15 protein-coding genes and 2 pseudogenes are annotated in these 19,324 nt (G+C 56.3%); 1 reads left to right on the forward strand and 16 read right to left on the reverse strand.

Annotation, left to right across the window (positions count from 1 at the left end; all coding sequences use genetic code 11):
* Positions 1–136: 136 nt before the first annotated feature.
* The 11 genes from ATY29_RS25105 to ATY29_RS25155 all read right to left on the reverse strand — a co-directional run bounded on the left by ATY29_RS25105 (position 137) and on the right by ATY29_RS25155 (position 10,696).
* Positions 137–322, reverse strand: a complete 186-nt coding sequence (locus ATY29_RS25105; RefSeq protein WP_004668636.1) for a hypothetical protein — start codon at positions 320–322, stop codon at positions 137–139.
* A 284-nt stretch (positions 323–606) separates the two neighbouring features.
* Entirely contained in the window at positions 607–2,094 is a 1,488-nt protein-coding gene (locus ATY29_RS25110; protein WP_008534338.1) for an NAD-dependent succinate-semialdehyde dehydrogenase, read from the reverse strand.
* Between the two features lie 23 nt (positions 2,095–2,117).
* A complete protein-coding gene (locus tag ATY29_RS25115; protein ID WP_004668632.1) occupies positions 2,118–3,137 on the reverse strand; it encodes an ABC transporter permease in 1,020 nt (339 codons plus the stop codon).
* Between the two features lie 11 nt (positions 3,138–3,148).
* The gene (locus tag ATY29_RS25120; protein WP_008534336.1) at positions 3,149–4,123 is read right to left on the reverse strand and encodes an ABC transporter permease; all 975 of its coding nucleotides are present in this window, start codon (positions 4,121–4,123) and stop codon (positions 3,149–3,151) included.
* Positions 4,120–5,673: a sugar ABC transporter ATP-binding protein gene (locus ATY29_RS25125; protein ID WP_064823765.1), complete on the reverse strand. Its 1,554-nt coding sequence runs from the start codon at positions 5,671–5,673 to the stop codon at positions 4,120–4,122. Before ATY29_RS25125 ends, ATY29_RS25120 begins: the two co-directional genes overlap by 4 nt.
* 91 nt (positions 5,674–5,764) lie before the next feature.
* Positions 5,765–6,931 (reverse strand): ABC transporter substrate-binding protein, encoded by a 1,167-nt coding sequence (locus ATY29_RS25130; protein ID WP_008534334.1) that lies wholly within the window; start codon positions 6,929–6,931, stop codon positions 5,765–5,767.
* A 25-nt stretch (positions 6,932–6,956) separates the two neighbouring features.
* Positions 6,957–7,853, reverse strand: coding sequence for an alpha/beta fold hydrolase (locus ATY29_RS25135; RefSeq protein WP_004668623.1), 897 nt, complete (start codon positions 7,851–7,853; stop codon positions 6,957–6,959).
* Positions 7,850–8,233: a hypothetical protein gene (locus ATY29_RS25140; RefSeq protein ID WP_004668622.1), complete on the reverse strand. Its 384-nt coding sequence runs from the start codon at positions 8,231–8,233 to the stop codon at positions 7,850–7,852. Before ATY29_RS25140 ends, ATY29_RS25135 begins: the two co-directional genes overlap by 4 nt.
* Positions 8,234–8,310: 77 nt before the next feature.
* Complete coding sequence (locus tag ATY29_RS25145) at positions 8,311–8,739, reverse strand: carboxymuconolactone decarboxylase family protein (protein WP_004668619.1); 429 nt, start codon at positions 8,737–8,739, stop codon at positions 8,311–8,313.
* A 77-nt stretch (positions 8,740–8,816) separates the two neighbouring features.
* Entirely contained in the window at positions 8,817–9,701 is an 885-nt protein-coding gene (locus ATY29_RS25150) for an NAD(P)-dependent oxidoreductase (protein ID WP_011053340.1), read from the reverse strand.
* 314 nt (positions 9,702–10,015) lie between these two features.
* Positions 10,016–10,696 (reverse strand): GntR family transcriptional regulator, encoded by a 681-nt coding sequence (locus ATY29_RS25155; RefSeq protein ID WP_004668612.1) that lies wholly within the window; start codon positions 10,694–10,696, stop codon positions 10,016–10,018.
* A 246-nt stretch (positions 10,697–10,942) separates the two neighbouring features.
* On the opposite strand from ATY29_RS25155, the pseudogene ATY29_RS38365 reads away from it, so the two are divergent.
* A pseudogene (locus ATY29_RS38365) lies at positions 10,943–11,103 on the forward strand (type II toxin-antitoxin system HipA family toxin); the annotation flags it as partial.
* Positions 11,104–11,326: 223 nt separating this feature from the next.
* Here the strand turns inward: ATY29_RS38365 and ATY29_RS25165 are convergent.
* From ATY29_RS25165 to ATY29_RS25185, 5 genes and pseudogenes are all read right to left on the reverse strand, one after another.
* Complete coding sequence (locus tag ATY29_RS25165) at positions 11,327–13,717, reverse strand: DUF3141 domain-containing protein (RefSeq protein WP_097537435.1); 2,391 nt, start codon at positions 13,715–13,717, stop codon at positions 11,327–11,329.
* A 402-nt stretch (positions 13,718–14,119) separates the two neighbouring features.
* A pseudogene (locus ATY29_RS25170) lies at positions 14,120–14,313 on the reverse strand (IS21 family transposase); the annotation flags it as partial.
* Positions 14,314–14,378: 65 nt separating this feature from the next.
* Entirely contained in the window at positions 14,379–15,908 is a 1,530-nt protein-coding gene (locus ATY29_RS25175; protein ID WP_097537436.1) for a zinc-binding metallopeptidase family protein, read from the reverse strand.
* 482 nt (positions 15,909–16,390) lie between these two features.
* Complete coding sequence (locus ATY29_RS25180) at positions 16,391–16,846, reverse strand: hypothetical protein (RefSeq protein ID WP_004668602.1); 456 nt, start codon at positions 16,844–16,846, stop codon at positions 16,391–16,393.
* Positions 16,847–16,877: 31 nt separating this feature from the next.
* Positions 16,878–18,389: a tyrosinase family protein gene (locus ATY29_RS25185; RefSeq protein ID WP_004668600.1), complete on the reverse strand. Its 1,512-nt coding sequence runs from the start codon at positions 18,387–18,389 to the stop codon at positions 16,878–16,880.
* Positions 18,390–19,324: the final 935 nt, after the last annotated feature.

Here is a 19,324-nt window from a genome sequence, read left to right on the forward strand (position 1 = left end):
TCCTATCGAATCTCTTCCTGCATTACGCGTTTGACGTCTGGATGACCCGGACGCATCCGGATCTACCATAAAGGCCTGGCGCCGGCGAAGATCGGCGGCTACGTCAAACCGACACTGAGGGTGCGGCCGCCGACAACTACACCTTGACGCGTCGCTGGTTGACGCGAATGGCTTTCGCTTGACCCTCCACGCTGGCACGTGCAGCATCGTCGGCCTGATCGATTTCAGGACGAACGCGTGCATCGATCGGGTGGTGATCATGCTCCTGCTCAGGACTCCGATACGTTGAAACGACAACGCCACGGTGCAACAGCTCGTTCATGTCGTGTTACCTCTTCGAAGGATACAAGCTATCTGGGAAAGACTTACCTTGTAGGGCATTGGCGGAAGGATCGACAATCGAAAAGACAGGCAGAAATCTCGTCTGCAAGGCCGGCCCCAGAAGGGGTCGGAAGGGAAGATCCGTAGGACAGCTCCCGCGAAACCTCTAGAAAAGTCCAGCCTTTTGAGACCTCGCAACCGGCGGAGAGGATGTTGCTGTCCTGCCTCTATTCAACAGACCTCTCCCCCTTTAAGTTCAGTCGGCGAGCGACCCTTGGGCGATCGCTATGCGCCGATCCCGCCCATGCAGACGTATTTCATGGATAAGAAGTCATCCATTCCGTACTTTGAGCCCTCTCGGCCGAAGCCGGATTGCTTGACGCCGCCGAATGGCGCTAATTCGGTGGAAATCAGACCCGTGTTCACGCCAACCATGCCGTATTCCAGCGCCTCTGTGACCTTCCAAACGTTCCTGAGGTCGTTGGCGAAAAAGTAGGCTGCCAAGCCGAATTCCGTATCGTTCGCGAGTTCGATGACTTCCTCGACAGTATCGAACTTGAACACCGGAGCCAGAGGCGCGAAGGTTTCCTCACGCGCAACCTTCATATCCTTTGTGGCACCCGAGAGAAGCGTTGGTTGGACGAACGTGCCTCCGCGAGCATCGCGGTCACCACCAACCACGACAGTCGCACCCTTGGTCACAGCGTCATCGATATGACCATAGAGCTTTGCTACCGCTTCATCGTTGATCAACGGGCCGATCGTCGCCCCGCTCTCAAACCCGTCAAGAACCTGCAAGGCACTCACGCGCATTGCCAGCTTCTCGACGAACCTGTCATGGATCCCGCTCTGTACGTAAATACGGTTCGCGCACACGCAGGTCTGACCCGCGTTACGAAACTTAGAAAGCATAGCCCCCTCGACCGCCTGGTCGAGATCTGCATCGTCGAAAACGATAAACGGCGCATTGCCGCCGAGTTCCAGGCTCAGCTTCATGATCTTCTGGGCGCCTTGCGCCATCAAGATACGGCCAACTTCGGTCGAACCGGTGAAGGTCAGTTTCTTGACGACCGGGTTGGAGCAGACCTCCTCGCCAAACATTCTTGCATTATCCGTCGGGAGGACGCTGAACAAGCCATCGGGTATTCCGGCACGCTCCGCGAGGATCGCCAATGCAAGCGCCGATAACGGAGTCTCGGCAGCAGGCTTGAATACGATCGCGCAGCCGGACGCGAGCGCCGGCGCGATCTTGCGGCACACCATCGCCGACGGAAAGTTCCAAGGAGCGATGGCGGCCACAACGCCAACCGGCTGCTTGATGACAAGCAGTCGCTTGTCGGCCTGGTGACCTGGAATGGTGTCACCATAGACACGCTTGGCTTCCTCACCGAACCATTCGATGTAGGAAGCGCCGTAAGCAATCTCGCCACGCGCTTCCGCCAGTGGCTTGCCCATTTCCGATGTCAGAATTACGGCCAGGTCTTCAGCGTTAGCTACCACCTCTTCGTAGAACTTCCGCATGATCAGCGAGCGTTCCTTCGCCGAAACCTTAGCCCACTTCTTCTGTGCAGCCTTTGCAGCATCGATAGAGGCTCGCACTTCAGCAAGGCCAGCGCTAGGCAAAGAGGCAAGGACGTCCATCGTGGAGGGGTTTAGCACGTTGATGCGTGTGCCGTTTACCCCTTCGCTCGACCACTTTCCTCCAACCAGCATCTGCTCGCGAACGAGAGTCTGGTCCTTTAAACGGCCTAGCAGGGTGCTGGAGATTGCCATGGATCTTCCTTTCTATGCATTGATCATATCTGATTTCGAATGTGTGGTGACCGTGCGTATATCGCGACCATCGGAACGATGAGCAGACCGACGACAGCCTGCTGCGCCGGAAAGTTCAGTCCGAGGCCAACTAGAAGCGAGGTCAGTACAGTCAGGACAAGAACACCGAGCACTGTCGCGCCATAGCCGCCCGCCCCACCAAGAAGCGACGTCCCTCCAATCACCACCGCTGCTACGGTGGTGAAAAGATAAGGGTCGCCCACGCCGACGAAGCCACCACCGGAAAACCCTAGTAGCAGCATGCCCGTGATTGCAGACATGGCACCGCTGACGCTATGGATGACGGTCCAGACCTTGAATTCGGAGATTCCGAGGCGGGCGGCCGCCGTCCGGCTTCCGCCGACGGCGTAAATGCTGCGGCCAAACCAGGTGTTGTACATGAACCATCCAAGCGCGATGGCGACGATAGCCCAGATCACGATGACCGGAGGCAGCGACAGGCCGAAAAACTTTCCGTTGAACGCCGAAATGTTCCTCAGCCATTCGGGTACCGGAGCAAACACTGTACCACCAAACGCCGAGCCGAGTGAGGTGTAGATCTGGACCGCACCGACGGCCGCGAAGCCAACTCCGAGCGACATGATCAGCGCTTGCCCTTGGAGACGGAAGCTCAGGGCGCCATTGGCGGCCCCGACAAGCGCACCGAGGAGCATGACAACCAGCATCGCGAGGGGAGCGGGAATACCTGCGACCATAAGGCTGGGAAGGAGGATGTTCGCGCCTCCAATAATATATGGTATCGAAAGATCGAGCGCACCGACCAGAGCGCACAGGGTCTGGCCAATGGAGGCAAGCCCCAGAAACGCTGCGAGAAGAAGGATTGAACGCGCGTTTTGGGATGATACGAAGCCGGGGACCAGCAATGCACCGAGTGCTAAGAGAGAGGCCAGAAGAACAAAGCCAATGACGATGCTCCGATGAGCCTTGAGCGGGTTAGACTTCTGAGCCGATTTGATTTCGGAATTCATAACTGTCGCGACCATTATCTTGCTCCTTACACAACCGCGCGGCGACTGATGACAAAGACGTTCACGAGAAGTGATCCGACGAGGATTAAGCCGAATGCCATCTGGGTAACGAACCCCGAAACCGTGCCGAAGTTGAAGGTGGAGAGGAGATAGGAGATGAGGAACATGTTGATCGCGCCAAGCGTAGATCCAAGTGCTCCACCACGACCACCGGAGAGGCTCGCACCTCCGAGAACCAGGGCCGTAACAGCCTGAAGGGTGTAGGTGCTGCCCTGCGTCGGATCACCAGAGGAGATCAGCGCCGTGTAGCTGAGGGCGGCAAGTCCAGCGAATGCTCCACCAACAACGTGGGCGATGATGCGGACTGCGTCCACTCGAACGCCGCTCGTATACGCCATGCGCTCATCCGCACCCGTCATGCGAAGGTTGCGGTAAAACATAGTCCCCCTGAGAAGGAGCCATAATGCATACGCTGCAACCAGCAACAGCAAAACAGGTGACATGATGTCGGTCCCCGCCCCCCAGCTAAGCATCCAGTCGGGCGCGACTCCACCCGGTCGGGACATCACCATCAGGTTCAACCCGGAGAGGACAAGAAAACCCGACAGCGTAACGATTATCGGAGCGACACGCACATAAATGATAACCAGCGCCTGGAGTAGCTGGAATGCCGCTCCCAGGCCGACTGCCCATACTATCACTGCGATAGGGTTGGTAATTCCGTTACCCACAAGCCAGGTAATAAGGGTAACGTTGATGAACCCCATCAAGGGGCCAACTGAAAGGTCCACTGCTCCACGACCCGCCATGACAATGGGGGTGAGGGCAAGCGCCGTTAGAATCAAGGGCGTGGCGACAAGGATTGCACCTGCGAGGCCGTTGTTCGTGAATAGCCCGTGTCCGCGTAGGGCAACGGCGACCAAAAGGACAATGAATAGGCCGGCCGGCACGAAGAGGGAACGGTCCTGGGTGATTTGACGGAATGCGATTCCAGACATCATGCAGTCCTTTCCAGATCGAACTCGATGGAGGCGTTTGGCGATTTTCCAAACATTGCGGCCAAGATTGGCTCTTCCGCTATGTCCTCGCCTGCTAGCGACCGGAAAAGCCTTCCAGCAAAGAAGACGTCGACGCGGTCCGCAAAGCCGATGAACTCTTCGATTTCGCTTGATAGATAAATCACGCTGCCACCCTTCTCCGTGAACAGGCGCAGTTCGCGGTAGAGATCGCGCTTCGTTCCGAGGTCGACACCGCGAGCGGGATCGTTAAGGACGATGACGGACGGTTGGTTTGCAAAGGCACGGCCGATCAAAACTTTTTGCTGATTTCCGCCCGACAGTGAGGTGATCTTGTTCGCCGGACTTCCAATCTTAATCCGGAGCCGATCCACCTCGCGTTTGAACATGGGTTTGAGGCCGGCCTTATTGATTATACCAAGAGGACCGAGGTTCTTGCGATAGACGCCGATGGCAAGATTTTCGAAGATGCTCTGCTGAGGGAAGATACCTTCACGCTTGCGGTCGCCGGAAATATACGAGATTCCTGCTTTGGTAGCGTCTTCGAGCGATGCGACCTTTTTCATTCTCTCGGTGCTGGATGACCAGACTTGGACATTACCACCAAAAGGCTGGATGATACCCGCAACGGCGCGTACGAAAGCGTCCTGCCCCTGCCCGTCGAGTCCTGCAACACCGATGATCGCTCCTTTCGGTAGATCGAAATCGAAGGGCGCTGCCGCGCTGTGAGTAACGAGGTCTCTTACCGCTACCACGGCCGGCGCGGCGGCGCCTACTTGCTTTGATTCGTACGCCTTCGCGTCGCTTGCGTTTCGGTCCGCGGGCGTCATCATTGAAAGCAGGTTCTCTTCAGTTATTTCATGCTTCTCGAGCGTACCAATGGTGACGCCGTCGCGAAGGATCGTGGCTCGATCGGCGATGCGGACAAGTTCAGCGATCCGATGCGTTACGATCAGCACGGTCGCACCTTCCCTACGGAGACGATCAATTTCCTCGTGGAGGCGGATCGTGGAATCGAGGTCTAATGCCGCAGACGATTCATCGAGGATGAGGACCTTCGGCCTGCGCAAGACCGCTCGCGCAATAACTATCCATTGCTTGACGCTCAGAGGCAATGCCCCAACGTTCTGATCGAGATCCACGGGCTTGCCGACGAGGCGTTTCAGGATCTCCTCAGCCTCGGTACGCCGACCACTGCCGCCCTGCGAGCGGAAGATGCCGTCGCGCCCGACATACAGGTTTTCCAATACACTGGCCTCGTCGGCCACCAGCACTTCCTGGAAGATCGTTGTCAGCCCGATGCGCTTGGCGTCAGTCGGAGTCGAAATCTCTTCTCCAAGGACCGAAACGCTCCCGGAATCTGGGTGCAACACTCCAGACATGATCTTCGCCATCGTGCTTTTGCCACTTCCATTCTCTCCGACGATGGCGTGCACTTCTCCGGCCCGGGCTTCAAAATCACACTTCTTTAAGGCCTTAGTCTCGCCGAAAGACTTGGCAACATTGATCAACTTGATCGTAGTTTGGTTTTGCATCGGAGATCCTCTAATCCCAACGGCCGCGCGAGGCGGTCCTCCCACAAGAGAAACTTCTGTCCGGTGGCAAGACCCACCGGGCAGAACAGTTTCACTTCGACACAGGCTTCCAGGGATCAGCCGGGCGTTCGAAGTAGTCTGCAGCAATCGCAGCAGGAAACCACCCGTCCGCCTTGGGCTCCACGAAGTCTGTCGAGTTCAAGTCGCAATCTTCTGGTATTGCCGCGCGGACTTCATCGATGGTGTAAGGCAAGACGGGTCGAAGGAAGGACTGAACCTTAGGGCCTTGTCCCTCCAATGTGCGGAGCATGATCTCCCACATCTGTTGCATCTCGCGACGCGGCGGCCAAATATGGAAACTCCTGTCCACAAACTCGGGGTTCTTGCGCCAGTAGCACGCGGCGGAAGCTTCCCCCCCGAGAGTAATCGGGATCATGTCTCGACCTGACTGCAGCATTGCGTTGAGAACGCCGTTCTCTTGGGCCCCCTGCGTGAGGATCCCATCAATCTTCGTCGGGTTCGTCGCAAGAAACTTCTGAACTTCGACCTGGGCCACCTGGTCGGTCCACTTCCCTGCAACTTCACCGACGATCTTTATGTCGGGGTACTTAGCAAGTGCTTCCTTAGCCGCTTTGTCAAAGCTGTCCGAAGAAGCGAAACCGGGAATACCAGAAACGAGAAGGATATTGCCCTTCTTTCCTATTTTTTCCGCCAGCCACGTCGCCATCTCGGCACCGCCCTGCGCGTGATTGGCCGCGCCATTGATGGCGTATGGCGACGTCACGTAGCCCGAAAATGAGAACACCGGCACACCGGCTTTGTAGGCATATTCGATCGTCTGATTAAGAGCCGTGACGTTCGAGCAGCAGATGATGATTGCATCGACGCCTTCGTCCACCATCTGACGCATCTGCTGGATCTGAACGGCGTCTTTAAGATCCGACTGGGTGACCACGACATCAGACACCAGGCCCGCAGCCTTTGATCGCGGTAAAAGATCGCTCATGACCGCATCGAGAGCTGCGGCTCGCCAGGTGTTGCCAGCGTAGCTGCTTGCATAGCCGATCTTCCACGGAGGACCCTTTTTGGGCTTGAAGTCTTTGTAGGCGCTCGCCCCCAATGGAATCTGCGGATCTACAGTTTCATAGATCTTCTTTTCTGTAGCCGGTAGCTGATCGACACCATCCGCGTAAGCGGTTGTCGCCAGGGCGCTAACCGAGATCAGCGCCCCAAGTGTGACATTCAGAATGCACCTCATTGAAGTTCTCCTCCCGAGAAAAGGATCAGGCAACCTTAGACCGAGCTGCTGATGACTGTTGGATCTCCTCAAGAATCGGCAACAGATACTTCCGGAACTCGCTATAGTCCTCAGTAACGGGAAAATGTCCGAGCTTTTCCATTGTCCAAAACTTGGAGCCTTTGACCAGGTCTGCAGCAATCTTGGTATCGGCCGGGGACGTGTTTGGATCGTATTCGCCCGTGAGGAAGTATAGCATACATTTCGACGTATCGATTTTGCTGGCTTCCTCTGGCGACACATCGTGGTCGTAGTAGTAGTAATAAAGATCACCCGCGAAGATTCCCGGTCCACCGCAGCTGTATTCCCACTGGATTTCACGGACATTCGCTTCTGGCGAGTACGGTGAGATATTCAGCATCATCGCCGCACCGATGGAGGTGCGATTGACGTTTGGATTGTCGAACTCCCTGCGGATGCCAGCCATACCGACGTCGACGTACTCCGCCGCCGAGCGCAACGCACCTTCGACCGAGATCGTGGCGCGGAAGTTGTCCGGATAGTTCGATGCCAGGTCGATCGCGAGATGGCCGCCCATGGAGCTGCCCAAATAAACGGGGCGGTCTAGGTCGAGCGCTTTTGAGAGTTCGAGCTGGAAGTCCATCATGAACTTCTTGGTCATGTTGTATTCCTTCTCCCACCAGCGAACGCCGTAGGGGGGAAGGGACTTGCCGTGATACGGCAGATCGAACGCGATGACGCGAAAATTTTTTGTCACGTCGGAATCGCAAAGCATATGACGGTATTGGCGACCGTCGGACCCTGCCGTATGACCGACGAGAAGCGGAATCCCCTGGCCCGCTTCTTCGTAATAGACGCGGTACTCGATACCTTCTACGGTGAGATAGAGATAACGGCCGATAATGGGGTCAAACTTGGTCATGCTGCTGCTCCTTCAGAACGGGCATTGCGCATCAGGGTGGTCATGCGGTTGAGAGCAGGCAGATACGCGAAGGTTTCGTTGTTACTGCTAAGGTAGAGGCCATGCTTGATGTTTGATGACTGCAAGCACTGATAAAACGGCAAGGGTTTGTGCTGAAGCAGCGCCTCCCACTGTGAACCGGTCCCGCGTATGACGATAGTGCACTTGTCGTCGTCGTATTCGGCCTCTTCCACCTTTAGCAACGTACCGTCCTCGAAATGAAGCGCTACACTGCGGGTAGGGAAATCGCATTTTAATATACCGTTAAGATAACGAGTTTCGCGCTTGAACTCGAAATCCTCCCGCACGAATTCTATGAATTTCTTGAGATCTATCGCCATTTTAGGCTCCTCCCTTGTTGATAAGCGCTGAGAACTCCGCGCATGTTGTACATGCCCCCTCACGGGACAGCACATTCTCAAATGCCCATTTCGGTGAATACTTCCTGGGCATGCCTGAAACTGTCGATGCCTGCTGGCACACCAACGTAGATAGCCACCTGAAGGAAGATCTCCTGGATCTCCTGTTTCGTAACACCGTTGTTGATGGCGCCGCGGATGTGGCCTCTGAGCTCGTGCGGTCGGTTTAAAACCGCTATCATTCCAAGGTTGAGGATCGATCGAGCGCGACGGTCGAGGCCAGGTCGGTTCCAGATATTGTCCCAACAATACTCGGTGACGAGTTCCTGCATCGGCCAGGTGAAGTCGGTCGCCTTTCCGAGGGCCGCATCAACGTAAGCGTCCCCCATCACCTGCCGACGAGTAGCAAGTCCGCGCTTGAACTGCTCCGATGGAGCTGTTCGCTCGCCGGCCTTAGACCCCTTATCTTTCCTGTCCAAAGTGGCCATTGGGTTTCGCTCCCTTCATCATATTTGACAGATTATCAGACAATTTTCAACTGTCAGTTTGGCGTAGTTTTTCGCGGTCAGGCCTGATCTTTCACGAACTGCGCAATTTTCGTATGGTCGACATCGGGGCCTAAAGCATGCCGAGCAGCATCCCAGGCATCAGCGGTACCGGCCAATGTCGGCAGCTGGAGATTGAGCGCCTTCGACAAGTCCGCTGCAATCCTAATGTCTTTCGCCATAAGCCCCAAAGCAAAACCAGAGCCAAAAGTCTCCGAGAGGATGAACTGCTTCATCTTCACTTCTGTTGCGTTGTTCTTGCCAGACGACGAGTTGAGAATATCGACGATCGTTCTAGGATCGAGACCAAACGTTCGGCCAAGAAGAACGCCTTCGATAGCTGCCAGAACCCCGGCTCCCGATACGAAATTGTTGATGGCTTTCATGGCGTGCCCTGAGCCGATCGGGCCTGTCCTAAAAATCTGGCCGCCCATGGCGCACAGGATGGGATCAGCTTGATCGATATCGTCAGAAGCACCGCCTGCCATGATAGTAAGAGAGCCTTCGACGGCTCGCTTCACTCCGCCTGACACGGGAGCATCGACCAGCCGCAAGCCCTTCTGATGCAAGCGCTCTGCGAGCTCACGAGTATCATTGGGCGCCGATGAGCTCATGTCGATGACAAGCGCGTCAGCACTCAGGGATTGCCAGGCCCCATCCTTGAAGAGCGCGTCTTGAACAATCTTGCCGTTGGGAAGCATGGTAACCGCAACATCGGCGCCATTGAATGCTTCCGCTACCGTCTCTGCCGGAACGCCGCCGACGGCCGCGAACCTTTCCCTAGCCTCGGCCGATAGATCAAAGCCAGTGACTTCGAATTGAGCCGACAACAGATGTTGTGCCATCGGCCCGCCCATTGCGCCGAGACCAATAAAGGCGACGCGCAGATTTTTTCGTGGTGACAACGTCCCGCTCCCGAATGTGAGGCAAGCACAATCAGCTACCTCCGTTAGTGAGGAGTAGTTAACGACCTATCAGACAATCTGTCAATCGGAAAATTCATGCTTGGGCCGGCCCTCCCTCGCTACGACGCCAATTTTGCCGTCGCTTCTTCAATCACCTCACTTAAAATGACCGTGCAAGCAGCACCCATCTTATCGTCCGATGGACACCAGAGAGGTTGTTGCGTTGTCAAAAGCACCGTGCCCTGAAGGATTTAATTACACCCGGCCACCTCCAGCATCAGACAATCTGTCAATTTTCGGAAAATCTTATGGCATCAGCCTGAGGTGTTGTTGCGCAGGTACTCGAGTGCGACTTTCGCAGCCATATCAATGTGGTGCTTACAAGCGGCCGCAGCCCTGGGTCCGTTGCGATTTTGGATCGCTTCGGCAATCTCTTTGATTTCTGCAATGCTATGTTTGAGGCGCCCCGGTTGTGTCATCGAAGTCATGCGCAGAAGATTGATCCGGTTGTGCAGCGATGTTAGCATTTGCCTGACGAAGACGTTTTTGCTGCCATCCATCAAGCAGTCATAGAAGGCGTTTTTGGCAGCGATGAGCCTGTGTCCCACGCCGCTTTCCGCCGACGCTTCGAATTCTCTAACGGCATCTTGCAAAGTGGCAATATCTTCCGCCGTTCCATTTTCGGCGAACTGCTGACCAGCAAACCCCTCGAGCAGCGCGCGGACGGTGTAGAGCTGAGCGGCCTCCTCATAGGTTATGATACTGACAACTGGACCCTTGTGGGGGAAGCTTGTGATCAATCCCTCTGCCTCAAGCTGCCGAAGCGCTTCACGGACGGACGTGCGACCCACGCCGATCATTTCGCAAAGCTCGCGCTCGACGAGCCTTTGCCCCGGCTTGAACTTGCCCGTCGCAATAGCCTGTCTGAGCCTTTCTTCGACTTGCACTCGAAGAGAGGCATTTTGCCGAGCGACCTGCAGCTCCACATCTACCATGATCAATGTCCTACGTAGCACTAATGAATTTGAGCTAAATATATGGCTGCTTCGCGGGGAACTTTCAATCAGATTGTCTGATGAGCGGTCATTAGCAACTATTCTAGAGGATTGAGCCCGCTGTGTAGAGGTCGGCTTCCCGATCCATGAGGAACCGATCGGTTGGCGCGCCATAAGTGGAAATTCTAGTCCAAATGGCCTAGTTCAATTGGTGTCCTGATGGCCGACAATGTCCGCCCGCCGATCTACGCCCTAACGCTCGCCGAGGCTCGCGCGATCATTAAGGAAGTCGCGACACCGCAAGGTGGCGCGAGACCGCCAAGGCGGTCGGTGCGCGGTCAGCCGAGATCAACCGTATGGCCAGTGCGTTCGATCACGATGATTTGCAGCGAGCGCCAGCCCTATGACGAGAGCCTTCCTCCACAGTTTCAATCCGCCCTCTGCCGGCCCGATCACTGAACCGGATTACGGCATCGTTGCGTTGTAAAGGACGGATGTCCAATGGCAATTTTCCGATCTGCGGTCCTGGCTGAATTTGCGATGGAATTGTTTCAAGCGCCTCCGTGACCAACGAGCGAAAACCAATAATTATGTGATTCGGTGAGATCGAGACGCTACTCTACGAACAAACTATGTCACTGCCAGCGGATCCTCAATCACATCGACGATCGATGGCTGGCCAAGCACGTCCGCGAAGCGCTGTAGCATGGCAACAGTACTCGATGACATCTCCGCCCTGGAGCCCGGGATATAGCAAGCGGCTGCATAAGCGAGTTGCCGTTGCCTCGGTTCCGTTAGCAACAGCGGCAGCGTCTCGATTGCTTGCTCCGGCTCAAAGGTGACGATAGCCGTCTGCACGCGAGTGATTTCGGCCAAATGATCAGCGCTTAGTGAGCGGAAGGGCTCGTCCTCGGTCAGCACCCGTGACCAGCGCGCCAGGCGGTCGCGTCGGATCCCGCCACGATCGCTCACCAGGAGTACGACCATACGGATGATGGCATCGGCGAGTCCGCCGATCGCGATCCTCCTGAGCGCATTGGCGATGTCCGGCTGCCATCTCATATCGTCAAGTGTCGTCCCTTTGCGGTATGCTTCGTGGGGATTGTCAAAATATCGCTGCCAAGGGTTGTTCCAGATCATGTGAAACGCGAGCTCATAACCCATGTCGCGCCAGTCGCGCATGACCACGATCGCCTGTTCGACAGCCTTGAAATAGAGCGCTTCCGCAGCCAGGAAAGGATTTTCCGCTGCTGCGTTCGCCCGGGAGTTCCGTACCTGCTCTGAAATTGACTTATAGCCAACCATGATCGGATTCTGAGAAGACAGCAGCGATCGCTCCAGCCGCTTTGGATGGAACATTCGGCTGGCGTCTGCTGAGATGTCTGTGACCGCGGCCTGCACAAAGGGGCGGGCAACTGTGTGATAGATCTGCGCTTGCAGTTCAGAGACGCGGGCGACGGCAGCGAAGGGACCTCCATCGTCATGGCCATCGTTAAACTCACGGATATTCTCGAAGGTGCGCTCGATCAGTTCAACACTATAGCTCTTGTGTCCAGCATCTTCTTGAATGTCCGTGATGCGCATCTCGTAAAGGCCAGGCAACAACGCCTCAATTGCCTCGAGCGTGCTTGCAACCTCATTGTATTCTTTGTTGATTACTCTCGAGGAAACGAATGTACCGAGGTGACCGACGTCGTTGTGTACCATATAAATAATGTGCTGGCCGAGAAGGCGGATTTCCTCCTCGTTGTCATAGATTTCGGGGATCCAATTCAGCGCCTGCTGCGGCGGCGTGACATTGTCGCCATGACTGGCAAATATGATAATAGGCGCCCTGATCTTCTTAAGGTCGAAATGCCGCCGGTCCGGCTCCCCATACGCCTTGTTGTGCGCCAGTCGATTACCAACAAAGAGGTGCTCAACTATCCAGCGGATCTCGTCTCCCCGCATCAGGCAGAAGCCGCCCCACCACTTCTCAGCCTTAAGGAAGGCTTCGCTCGCCGCATCCACATCTCGGAACAGTTCGACATACTTCATGAATAACTGGCGCTCGGGATTGAGCGTTTCGAAATTCTGTACGAGATGGGCGCCGTCGAAGATGCCTCCGCCCAGATCTGACAAAAACATGGTTATCCAAGCTCCCCCGAAGAGGCCCGCCATGTAGCGGAGGGTATTTTCACCGATATTTCCCGAGGTAGGTGTCACCGGCGATCCGTTGAGGATGATCGGGCCAGCTAAGTCGAGATTTGTCGCAACCATCAGAAGGGTAGCCCAGCCAGCTTGGCAGTTGCCGACTACGACTGGAAGGCGGGCAAGCGGATGCAGGCGCATGACCTCACGAACAAAGGCCGCTTCCGCATACGTGACATTAGAGAGATACTGCCCCCCCTCTGGCTCTCGGCGGAAGGACACCAAATAAACCGGGTGACCTTCCCGGAACGCTACGCCGACCTGGCTGTCTTCTTTGTGGCCACCGACGCCGGGACTATGTCCGGCGCGCGGGCAAATGATTATGAAGGGGCGCTTCGTGTCATCGACGTTAACACCTTGGGGCGGGATCATTCGAAGTAACACGTAATTGGATTTCAAGGGCAGATCGTTTCCATCCATAACTGTCTCGTAGTCGCAGAAGAAAACCGGCGGACAGCCTGCCGCTTCATGTTCGAGGAAGATGTCGCCGCGCTGTCGGAGAAGATCCATGCACAATATGGCGCGCTCACTAGCGTCGCGCAGGTATTCCGCCCAAGCGTAGCCCAAATTCCCATTGCCGTGCACCTCGCGTAGACTCTCGGCAAGACGTTCGGCCTCAGTAAAGAGCTTTCCCTGGCGGGTAGAGTGGCTGTCGCACATGACTTGCACGCGGCGCAATAAGGCAACCTGCAGAATTTTAGCGGTTTCAGCGCCCGCTTCCGCCAAGCGTTGGAACATCGGGAATAGACTTTGGGTCACTTGGCTCTCCAGTTCCGTGGATGGCGCTTCAATCCACCGGAGCGGGTTTAGAGATGTAAGAATATCCGCCATCGTTTCAACTCCTCTATGGTTATGATCCCGTACGCATACATACGTGCCAGATCGATCGTGCTTCCGTCTGGCGAGGTGCTCGGTAGGCAATGCCGACGCCTAGGAAAGCAGTTTGACGACTTCCGACCCCAACGAGTTACCGCCGCATTCATCCCCTGCAATGTCTATGCCAAGCACTGGGTCAGCCAGCTACGCCGGGAGAGGGGCAGCAAGCTCGTCGCCAGGGAATGCCACACAAAGTCTTCATTCAGCCTGGATCAGCAGTTTCTCCCAGCTCGTTGGAGACTATCGGAGGACAGGAGGTGATGGATTCGCCTGCGGTGTGGGATCCCACCAACTAGGATGTTTCAGCGGCCGTCCGCGTGGCTTTGGTTGGGGCTAAGGCTGGTGGTGGCATGGTTTATAGACGATGCCTTCTGTCTGACGCTCACCGATGACGGCAGTCTTCATCCGGTCGCAAAGCACTCCCGCGGAGCGCCGCCGAGAGCCTCGAAGGCCGCGATGTGGAAACGCAGGCCGGTCATCTCATGCATGACGAAGCGTGCCCAGATGGGACGGCTATGACCCGGCACTATCGTGAACTGCCAGATGATCCTCGGCGCCAGTTAAAGTGCCGACCGCGTGACACCGCCATTTTCGCTGGCGTTAGTGTTGGTCAGGTTTACAGCAGATCACCGATAACAGTGGACAGGTTAAACGGAACGATTCCGATCTCACCACGCGGCATCCTGTCGAGCAAGTCGACCGTGCGGGCAAAGGTTTCGACTTGCTGAAAGGCGTAATCAGGGTCGAGCCGGTCCAAGCCTCCGCCCGGCAAGACCTGGCAAAGATAGTCCGGTATCGGACAGCTTGATATCGTCGGAATTCCTGATGCGTATAATGGCTGTCCTTCGCCCAACATCACCTGCGCCGCCGCTGGGGCGACTATCAGCGCGCGTACCTTTTTGCGCCCGCGTGCGGCAGCGATGTACACGCCACTCATCGACTTATTACTGGTATAGATCAAATCGAGTTCCGGCTTCCCGGTGGGCGCGGGGTGCCCTTTTGCAAAGTCATCTCGCCACTCGGTACATCCAAGATGCTCAATCGTAGCTCCTGCAACGGCTTTAGCATGGCCGGGTTTGCCGTCCCACAATTCTGGATGCATTTCGAGCCAGGTCGCCGTCGCCTGATTCCCGTGGCGGCCGAACTGGGGAAGCTGGAAATGACCCGTGACGAGTACGAAGACGAGGCTTCGGTTGCGGGCAGATTTCGGTAGCGAGGAGAAATAATGCGCCAGAGCGAGTACCCCAGCACCGCCGTTCTCTTCGCACGCATTAGGTCCATCGGTGTGGGTGTTGATGATGATTGTCTCAAGCAGGTTGCAGCCCGGCAAAACCGCATAAATCGTATCGGTCGCAACGTCTTCCAACGTGCCATCCAAGGTCAGGCGACCGCTCAAACCGTGCTTGATCGCGGCTTTGATCCGCTCTCCTTCAGATTGCGCCACCCATATTGCAGGTAAGCCCCAATACGGTGTGGTGAATGGCAGCACCTGCCCCTTCAACTGCACTTCCGAGACGCCTTCGAAAATGCAAACGACGGCTAAAACCCCTGCTTCACGCGCCTTGTCGATCGGTACGCCAAGCAAACCGGTGATAAGCGGCGTGGTTACGGCTTTGGGAAAGTCTATGCCTTCCGGCAGGCTGCCGCGTCGATTGGTCACCAGTTCGAGGAATGCCGCCAGATCCCGACGCTTTACCGTCACCACCGCAATTTTGCCGCGGGCTTTCTCAAACGCCTGAACCCGACCGTTGAAAAGAACCATCTTACCCGAGATACCGCCGGGAGGTGTAAGCCCGGAATACGGGAACGGCGCCGCTACCTCAATTACTTCACCATTTGACAGTTTGAACGCGGTGGTTCGTGGCATCCACCGGCGCATCGTGAGTTGATCGCGCTTCACCTCAAGGCCCATCCCTCTCAACTCACCAGCAAGATAATCGATTGCCCGTGCTTGCGCCGGGCTGCCGGTCAATCGGGGGCCGAAACTGTTGAGCCTTTTGATCCAACTCCAAAGTTTCCGCTGATCAGGGAGTGCGGGGATGGACGGCTTTCGCTGCTCACTGAATCCGGTGCTGGGAAAAGCCGGGAATACGATCCCGGCGAGAAGAGCAGTGAGCCCAACAGTCGAAAAATCTCTTCGTTTCAAGACTAACCTCCGCGCCTCTCTATCACGAATGGAAGCGATACCTATGGCCGCACGCCGCCCGTGTCCTTGCAAATCCAGTGCCATTAAAAGCACACGTCTAATCTTCAGTTTTGAATTGAACGCGCAGTCTGAATCGGTTTTGGACCGCGTGCGAAGTCAATGCAGCTTTCGGACAGACTCCGCGCAAGCATCTGAAGTGGTTGAAGAGTCACTTTACTGATCTAGGAACGCGTCGTTGGTTCAATGCCTTTAAGAGCGACTTTATCTTGAGCCTAGTCTCGGGTCGGCCAAAAACCTTTGCCTGCTTGCAGACGACCATCAGTCGCCGAATGCAGCGGCAAGACTGTAAACTGTTGACCACGATAGGCGCTGCGCGTTGGACCTTTGTCACAACAACCTATCAAAACCCTCTATTTTATCCGGCGGACTTTCATTGCCGCCAAGGTTCTGGAGCTAGCGGCAAATCAGCCCCGACTGCCAATCTATTCGATGCTTGCGTCGCTGATAGTGATGCTGGCGCCCGAACCGCCGCCTGTTTGAGGCTCCAGCCGGATAATGACGGTCTGTGGCTGACGGCAAGACGGGTCATCGGGCAAGGGAAACCCAAATCGTTGAGGCTTTGCCCCGTCCAATACCGAAAACGCCTTGTTCGGAAAAATACCAAACCTACCAATTTCGCGAACGTTACTGCCGCAGTCAAGCGAAACGACCGTCGTCACTGGTCCTGAAGTCGACGGTTCATAACCAGTGACAGTAAGGACGACCCGCGCACTGGTATCAGCCGATGAGTGGACTGCTCTGCTCGATATGGTTATCGTCGCGGGCTTACTGGTCGTTGCCCGCATGTCGCTCTCGTTAGCTTGAACCGGGCTGACGATGCGCAGCATCGATAATGCCGCCGCACGAATAGCGATAAGCACCCAACGATGATAGCGCATCGATGTCTCCACAACCCAGCCAGTCCGGATGTTAGGCGGACACTATGGCTATTTCTAGCTTTGCGGGCTCTACGGCGCCGGGTTTGCCCGCTCCCGATCCGACAGGAATGAGCTGCAGGTCGATGGCCTCGCCATCCGTCTGCCCCCTTCCGCCGTAAACCCGCTGGATCGCGTCCGTCAGATCGAGGACGAAGGATGGTTTGCGATGATGGTCGCCGTCATGACCGAGAACGGCGAAAGAACCGACGTAATGGGGATCGGTGACGGGCGTATCGGCCTTAAGGTCGTTCTTGCCGAGAAACACCCGAACGCTGGTCGTGCTGGCACTGGTGATCTCGACATCGCGCAGGAATGCCAGCACACGAGGAGCGGAGGCCGCCTGCTCCTGTGCCGCGCCGAAATCCATTGTATCCATGCCGGATGGCAGAGGCGGTTGGCGGACGATCTCCTGCAATGCGCCCGCCGGGATCTTGATCGGCAGCGAAAGCGGCACGTTTTCCGTTGCCGCCTTGCTGTTGTCCGTGGAGGTGGTCGTCACGCCGGCGACTGCAGCATCGGTCGCCGTCGCCGCGATCACGGACGTGAGTTTATCGTTCAGGGCCAGCGTTTTGGCGCTCGCCGCCGCGACCTTGAAGTAGGTCCGGAAACCATAATTGTATCCGAGTTCCTCTGGAACATAAAGGTCAGAGACCTTCGGGGACCAGAAGTTGCCGTCGACATCGTAAAAATTGTCGGTGAACGGCATGTCGGCCCAGAGCCGATCCGTGCTGTTGGCGTTGCGCAAATTCCACGTCGCCCAGATGCGGTCGATGTTGCAATGATGCATGAAGAAGATCGGATCGCGGGGCGACGACATTTCCGGCATCCAGCCACCGATATTGTTGTGCACCTGATTGTGCGGTGTGTATTCCAGCGTCCCCTGCGTGCCGCTGCTGGTGGTGACCCAGGAAGGATCGAGTGAGTTCTGTCCCTGGGGGCGGGTGGTGCCGAAGACCTCGTATGGCTTCGCCGTTAGGATGGTGTTGAGAACCTGTGGCCCAACTATATTGTCCGGCATCGGCTGCGTGATTGGCCAGGTGCGCGACGAAACATAAAGTGGATTGTCCTTGCCGTCGGGCGTCTTTTGCATTGTGAACACTTCGGGCAGGTACGGATTGTCGGTCCAGTCCCAGAACGGCATAGCGAAATCGTTGTTCTTGGTCACGTGCCGAACGATGCGCTCGTACATAGCCGTATAGGCCCTGTGCCACGGCAGGAAATACCAGTTGCCATGCGGGCAGTATTTGACGACGTCACCGCTGCCGTGAATTTTCGAGAGGTTGACCCAGTTGAATTTGTCGCTGGCGGGAAGGGCGTTGAGAAGGCGCACTGCGTCGCGATAGGTCTCGATGATCGGGTCGTTCCAGGCCAAGCCCTGCAGTGAGCGCCGCCAAGGGATTGACGGTATCTGCGCGAAGGCTTTTGTCCCCGGTAGGCCGCTGGCGAGCAGGCCTGCTGCAATGACGCCACCCTGAACGATGACATGTCTGCGTGTGATGCTCATCTTACTCTCCCTTGGATTTGAATTGTCCTTCGCCAAGATTAATGCCGCTTTTAGGACGGTTCCGCGCCGTCTGGGCGCGGGAGCAGTGGGCAATTCGCACCACCATAGAGCTTGCGTTGGCTCTTTCTGAGTTTCGGTGAATCGGCGGCACGAGAAATGAAGCAAGCGACGTGCCACTCGAAAATGCAGCGTAAAATGCGAGCTAAAAACGCTACTACCGATCGTCTTCCTGCATTCCAGTTGGAATCCAGATTCCGGAAAACTTAGTATCGCATTCCATGATCGTTCGAGCGACGGCTTGCCGACCAGCCACGGCAAGCACGTTCGGTTGCGAAAACCTCAAATGATCAAGCTGAAACAGTTGTTCAGACCGGTGAGAGGGCCCAAGATGCTGAAAACGCCCTGTGCGACGATAGAGAAGCACGCATCTCGAACAGGCTTTCGCTATCGGACCCCCAGCAATGACGGAGCCGTAGCCCGCTCGCTCTCAAATTCAAAACTGCGAAGCAGGCACCACTCCGTGGCTTGACGGGTGCGTAGAGCAGAGCGGGACAAACCGATTGTCGTGATCTCGACAAATGCGACAAAGGGCGGCGGCTGTCCGACATTTGCGAGAATAGCGGCGGGATCTCCGCGCGGGAACAACGGGCTCACCAAGTGATCCCACTTTCAGTCCCATTGTGCCCACTCATTCGGGCTTACTGTCGGACCCTATCGAGACCTCGCCGCAGCTGCGAAGCCCCACTCATATCCGTTTGAATTTGGCATCAAGGCTTGACGCTTGCCGTCCACACGGGGCAATTCGGGCAGTGTATTAGCCTGCTGTCCCGCTCGTTTCCTGACCCGACATCACAGCGGGGCAGGCCGATTTGGGGATCATCGCTCATTTGGGCCATGGTCTCAAGCGTCATATACCTGGCGCGTTGAACGGCCCA

Source organism: Rhizobium hidalgonense, assembly GCF_002914525.1.
GTDB classification, from domain to species: Bacteria; Pseudomonadota; Alphaproteobacteria; order Rhizobiales; family Rhizobiaceae; genus Rhizobium; species Rhizobium hidalgonense.

Excerpts from the sequence above, each read along its gene's own strand:
- ATY29_RS25140 (WP_004668622.1), bottom strand. The coding sequence starts at position 8,233 with ATGGCGATAGATCTCAAGAAATTCATAGAATTCGTGCGGGAGGATTTC.
- ATY29_RS25120 (WP_008534336.1), bottom strand. The coding sequence starts at position 4,123 with ATGATGTCTGGAATCGCATTCCGTCAAATCACCCAGGACCGTTCCCTC.
- ATY29_RS25125 (WP_064823765.1), bottom strand. The coding sequence starts at position 5,673 with ATGCAAAACCAAACTACGATCAAGTTGATCAATGTTGCCAAGTCTTTC.
- ATY29_RS25135 (WP_004668623.1), bottom strand. The coding sequence starts at position 7,853 with ATGACCAAGTTTGACCCCATTATCGGCCGTTATCTCTATCTCACCGTA.
- ATY29_RS25130 (WP_008534334.1), bottom strand. The coding sequence starts at position 6,931 with ATGAGGTGCATTCTGAATGTCACACTTGGGGCGCTGATCTCGGTTAGC.
- ATY29_RS25110 (WP_008534338.1), bottom strand. The coding sequence starts at position 2,094 with ATGGCAATCTCCAGCACCCTGCTAGGCCGTTTAAAGGACCAGACTCTC.
- ATY29_RS25145 (WP_004668619.1), bottom strand. The coding sequence starts at position 8,739 with ATGGCCACTTTGGACAGGAAAGATAAGGGGTCTAAGGCCGGCGAGCGA.
- ATY29_RS25165 (WP_097537435.1), bottom strand. The coding sequence starts at position 13,717 with ATGGCGGATATTCTTACATCTCTAAACCCGCTCCGGTGGATTGAAGCG.
- ATY29_RS25185 (WP_004668600.1), bottom strand. The coding sequence starts at position 18,389 with ATGAGCATCACACGCAGACATGTCATCGTTCAGGGTGGCGTCATTGCA.
- ATY29_RS25180 (WP_004668602.1), bottom strand. The coding sequence starts at position 16,846 with ATGCGCTATCATCGTTGGGTGCTTATCGCTATTCGTGCGGCGGCATTA.
- ATY29_RS25155 (WP_004668612.1), bottom strand. The coding sequence starts at position 10,696 with ATGGTAGATGTGGAGCTGCAGGTCGCTCGGCAAAATGCCTCTCTTCGA.
- ATY29_RS25105 (WP_004668636.1), bottom strand. The coding sequence starts at position 322 with ATGAACGAGCTGTTGCACCGTGGCGTTGTCGTTTCAACGTATCGGAGT.
- ATY29_RS25115 (WP_004668632.1), bottom strand. The coding sequence starts at position 3,137 with ATGGTCGCGACAGTTATGAATTCCGAAATCAAATCGGCTCAGAAGTCT.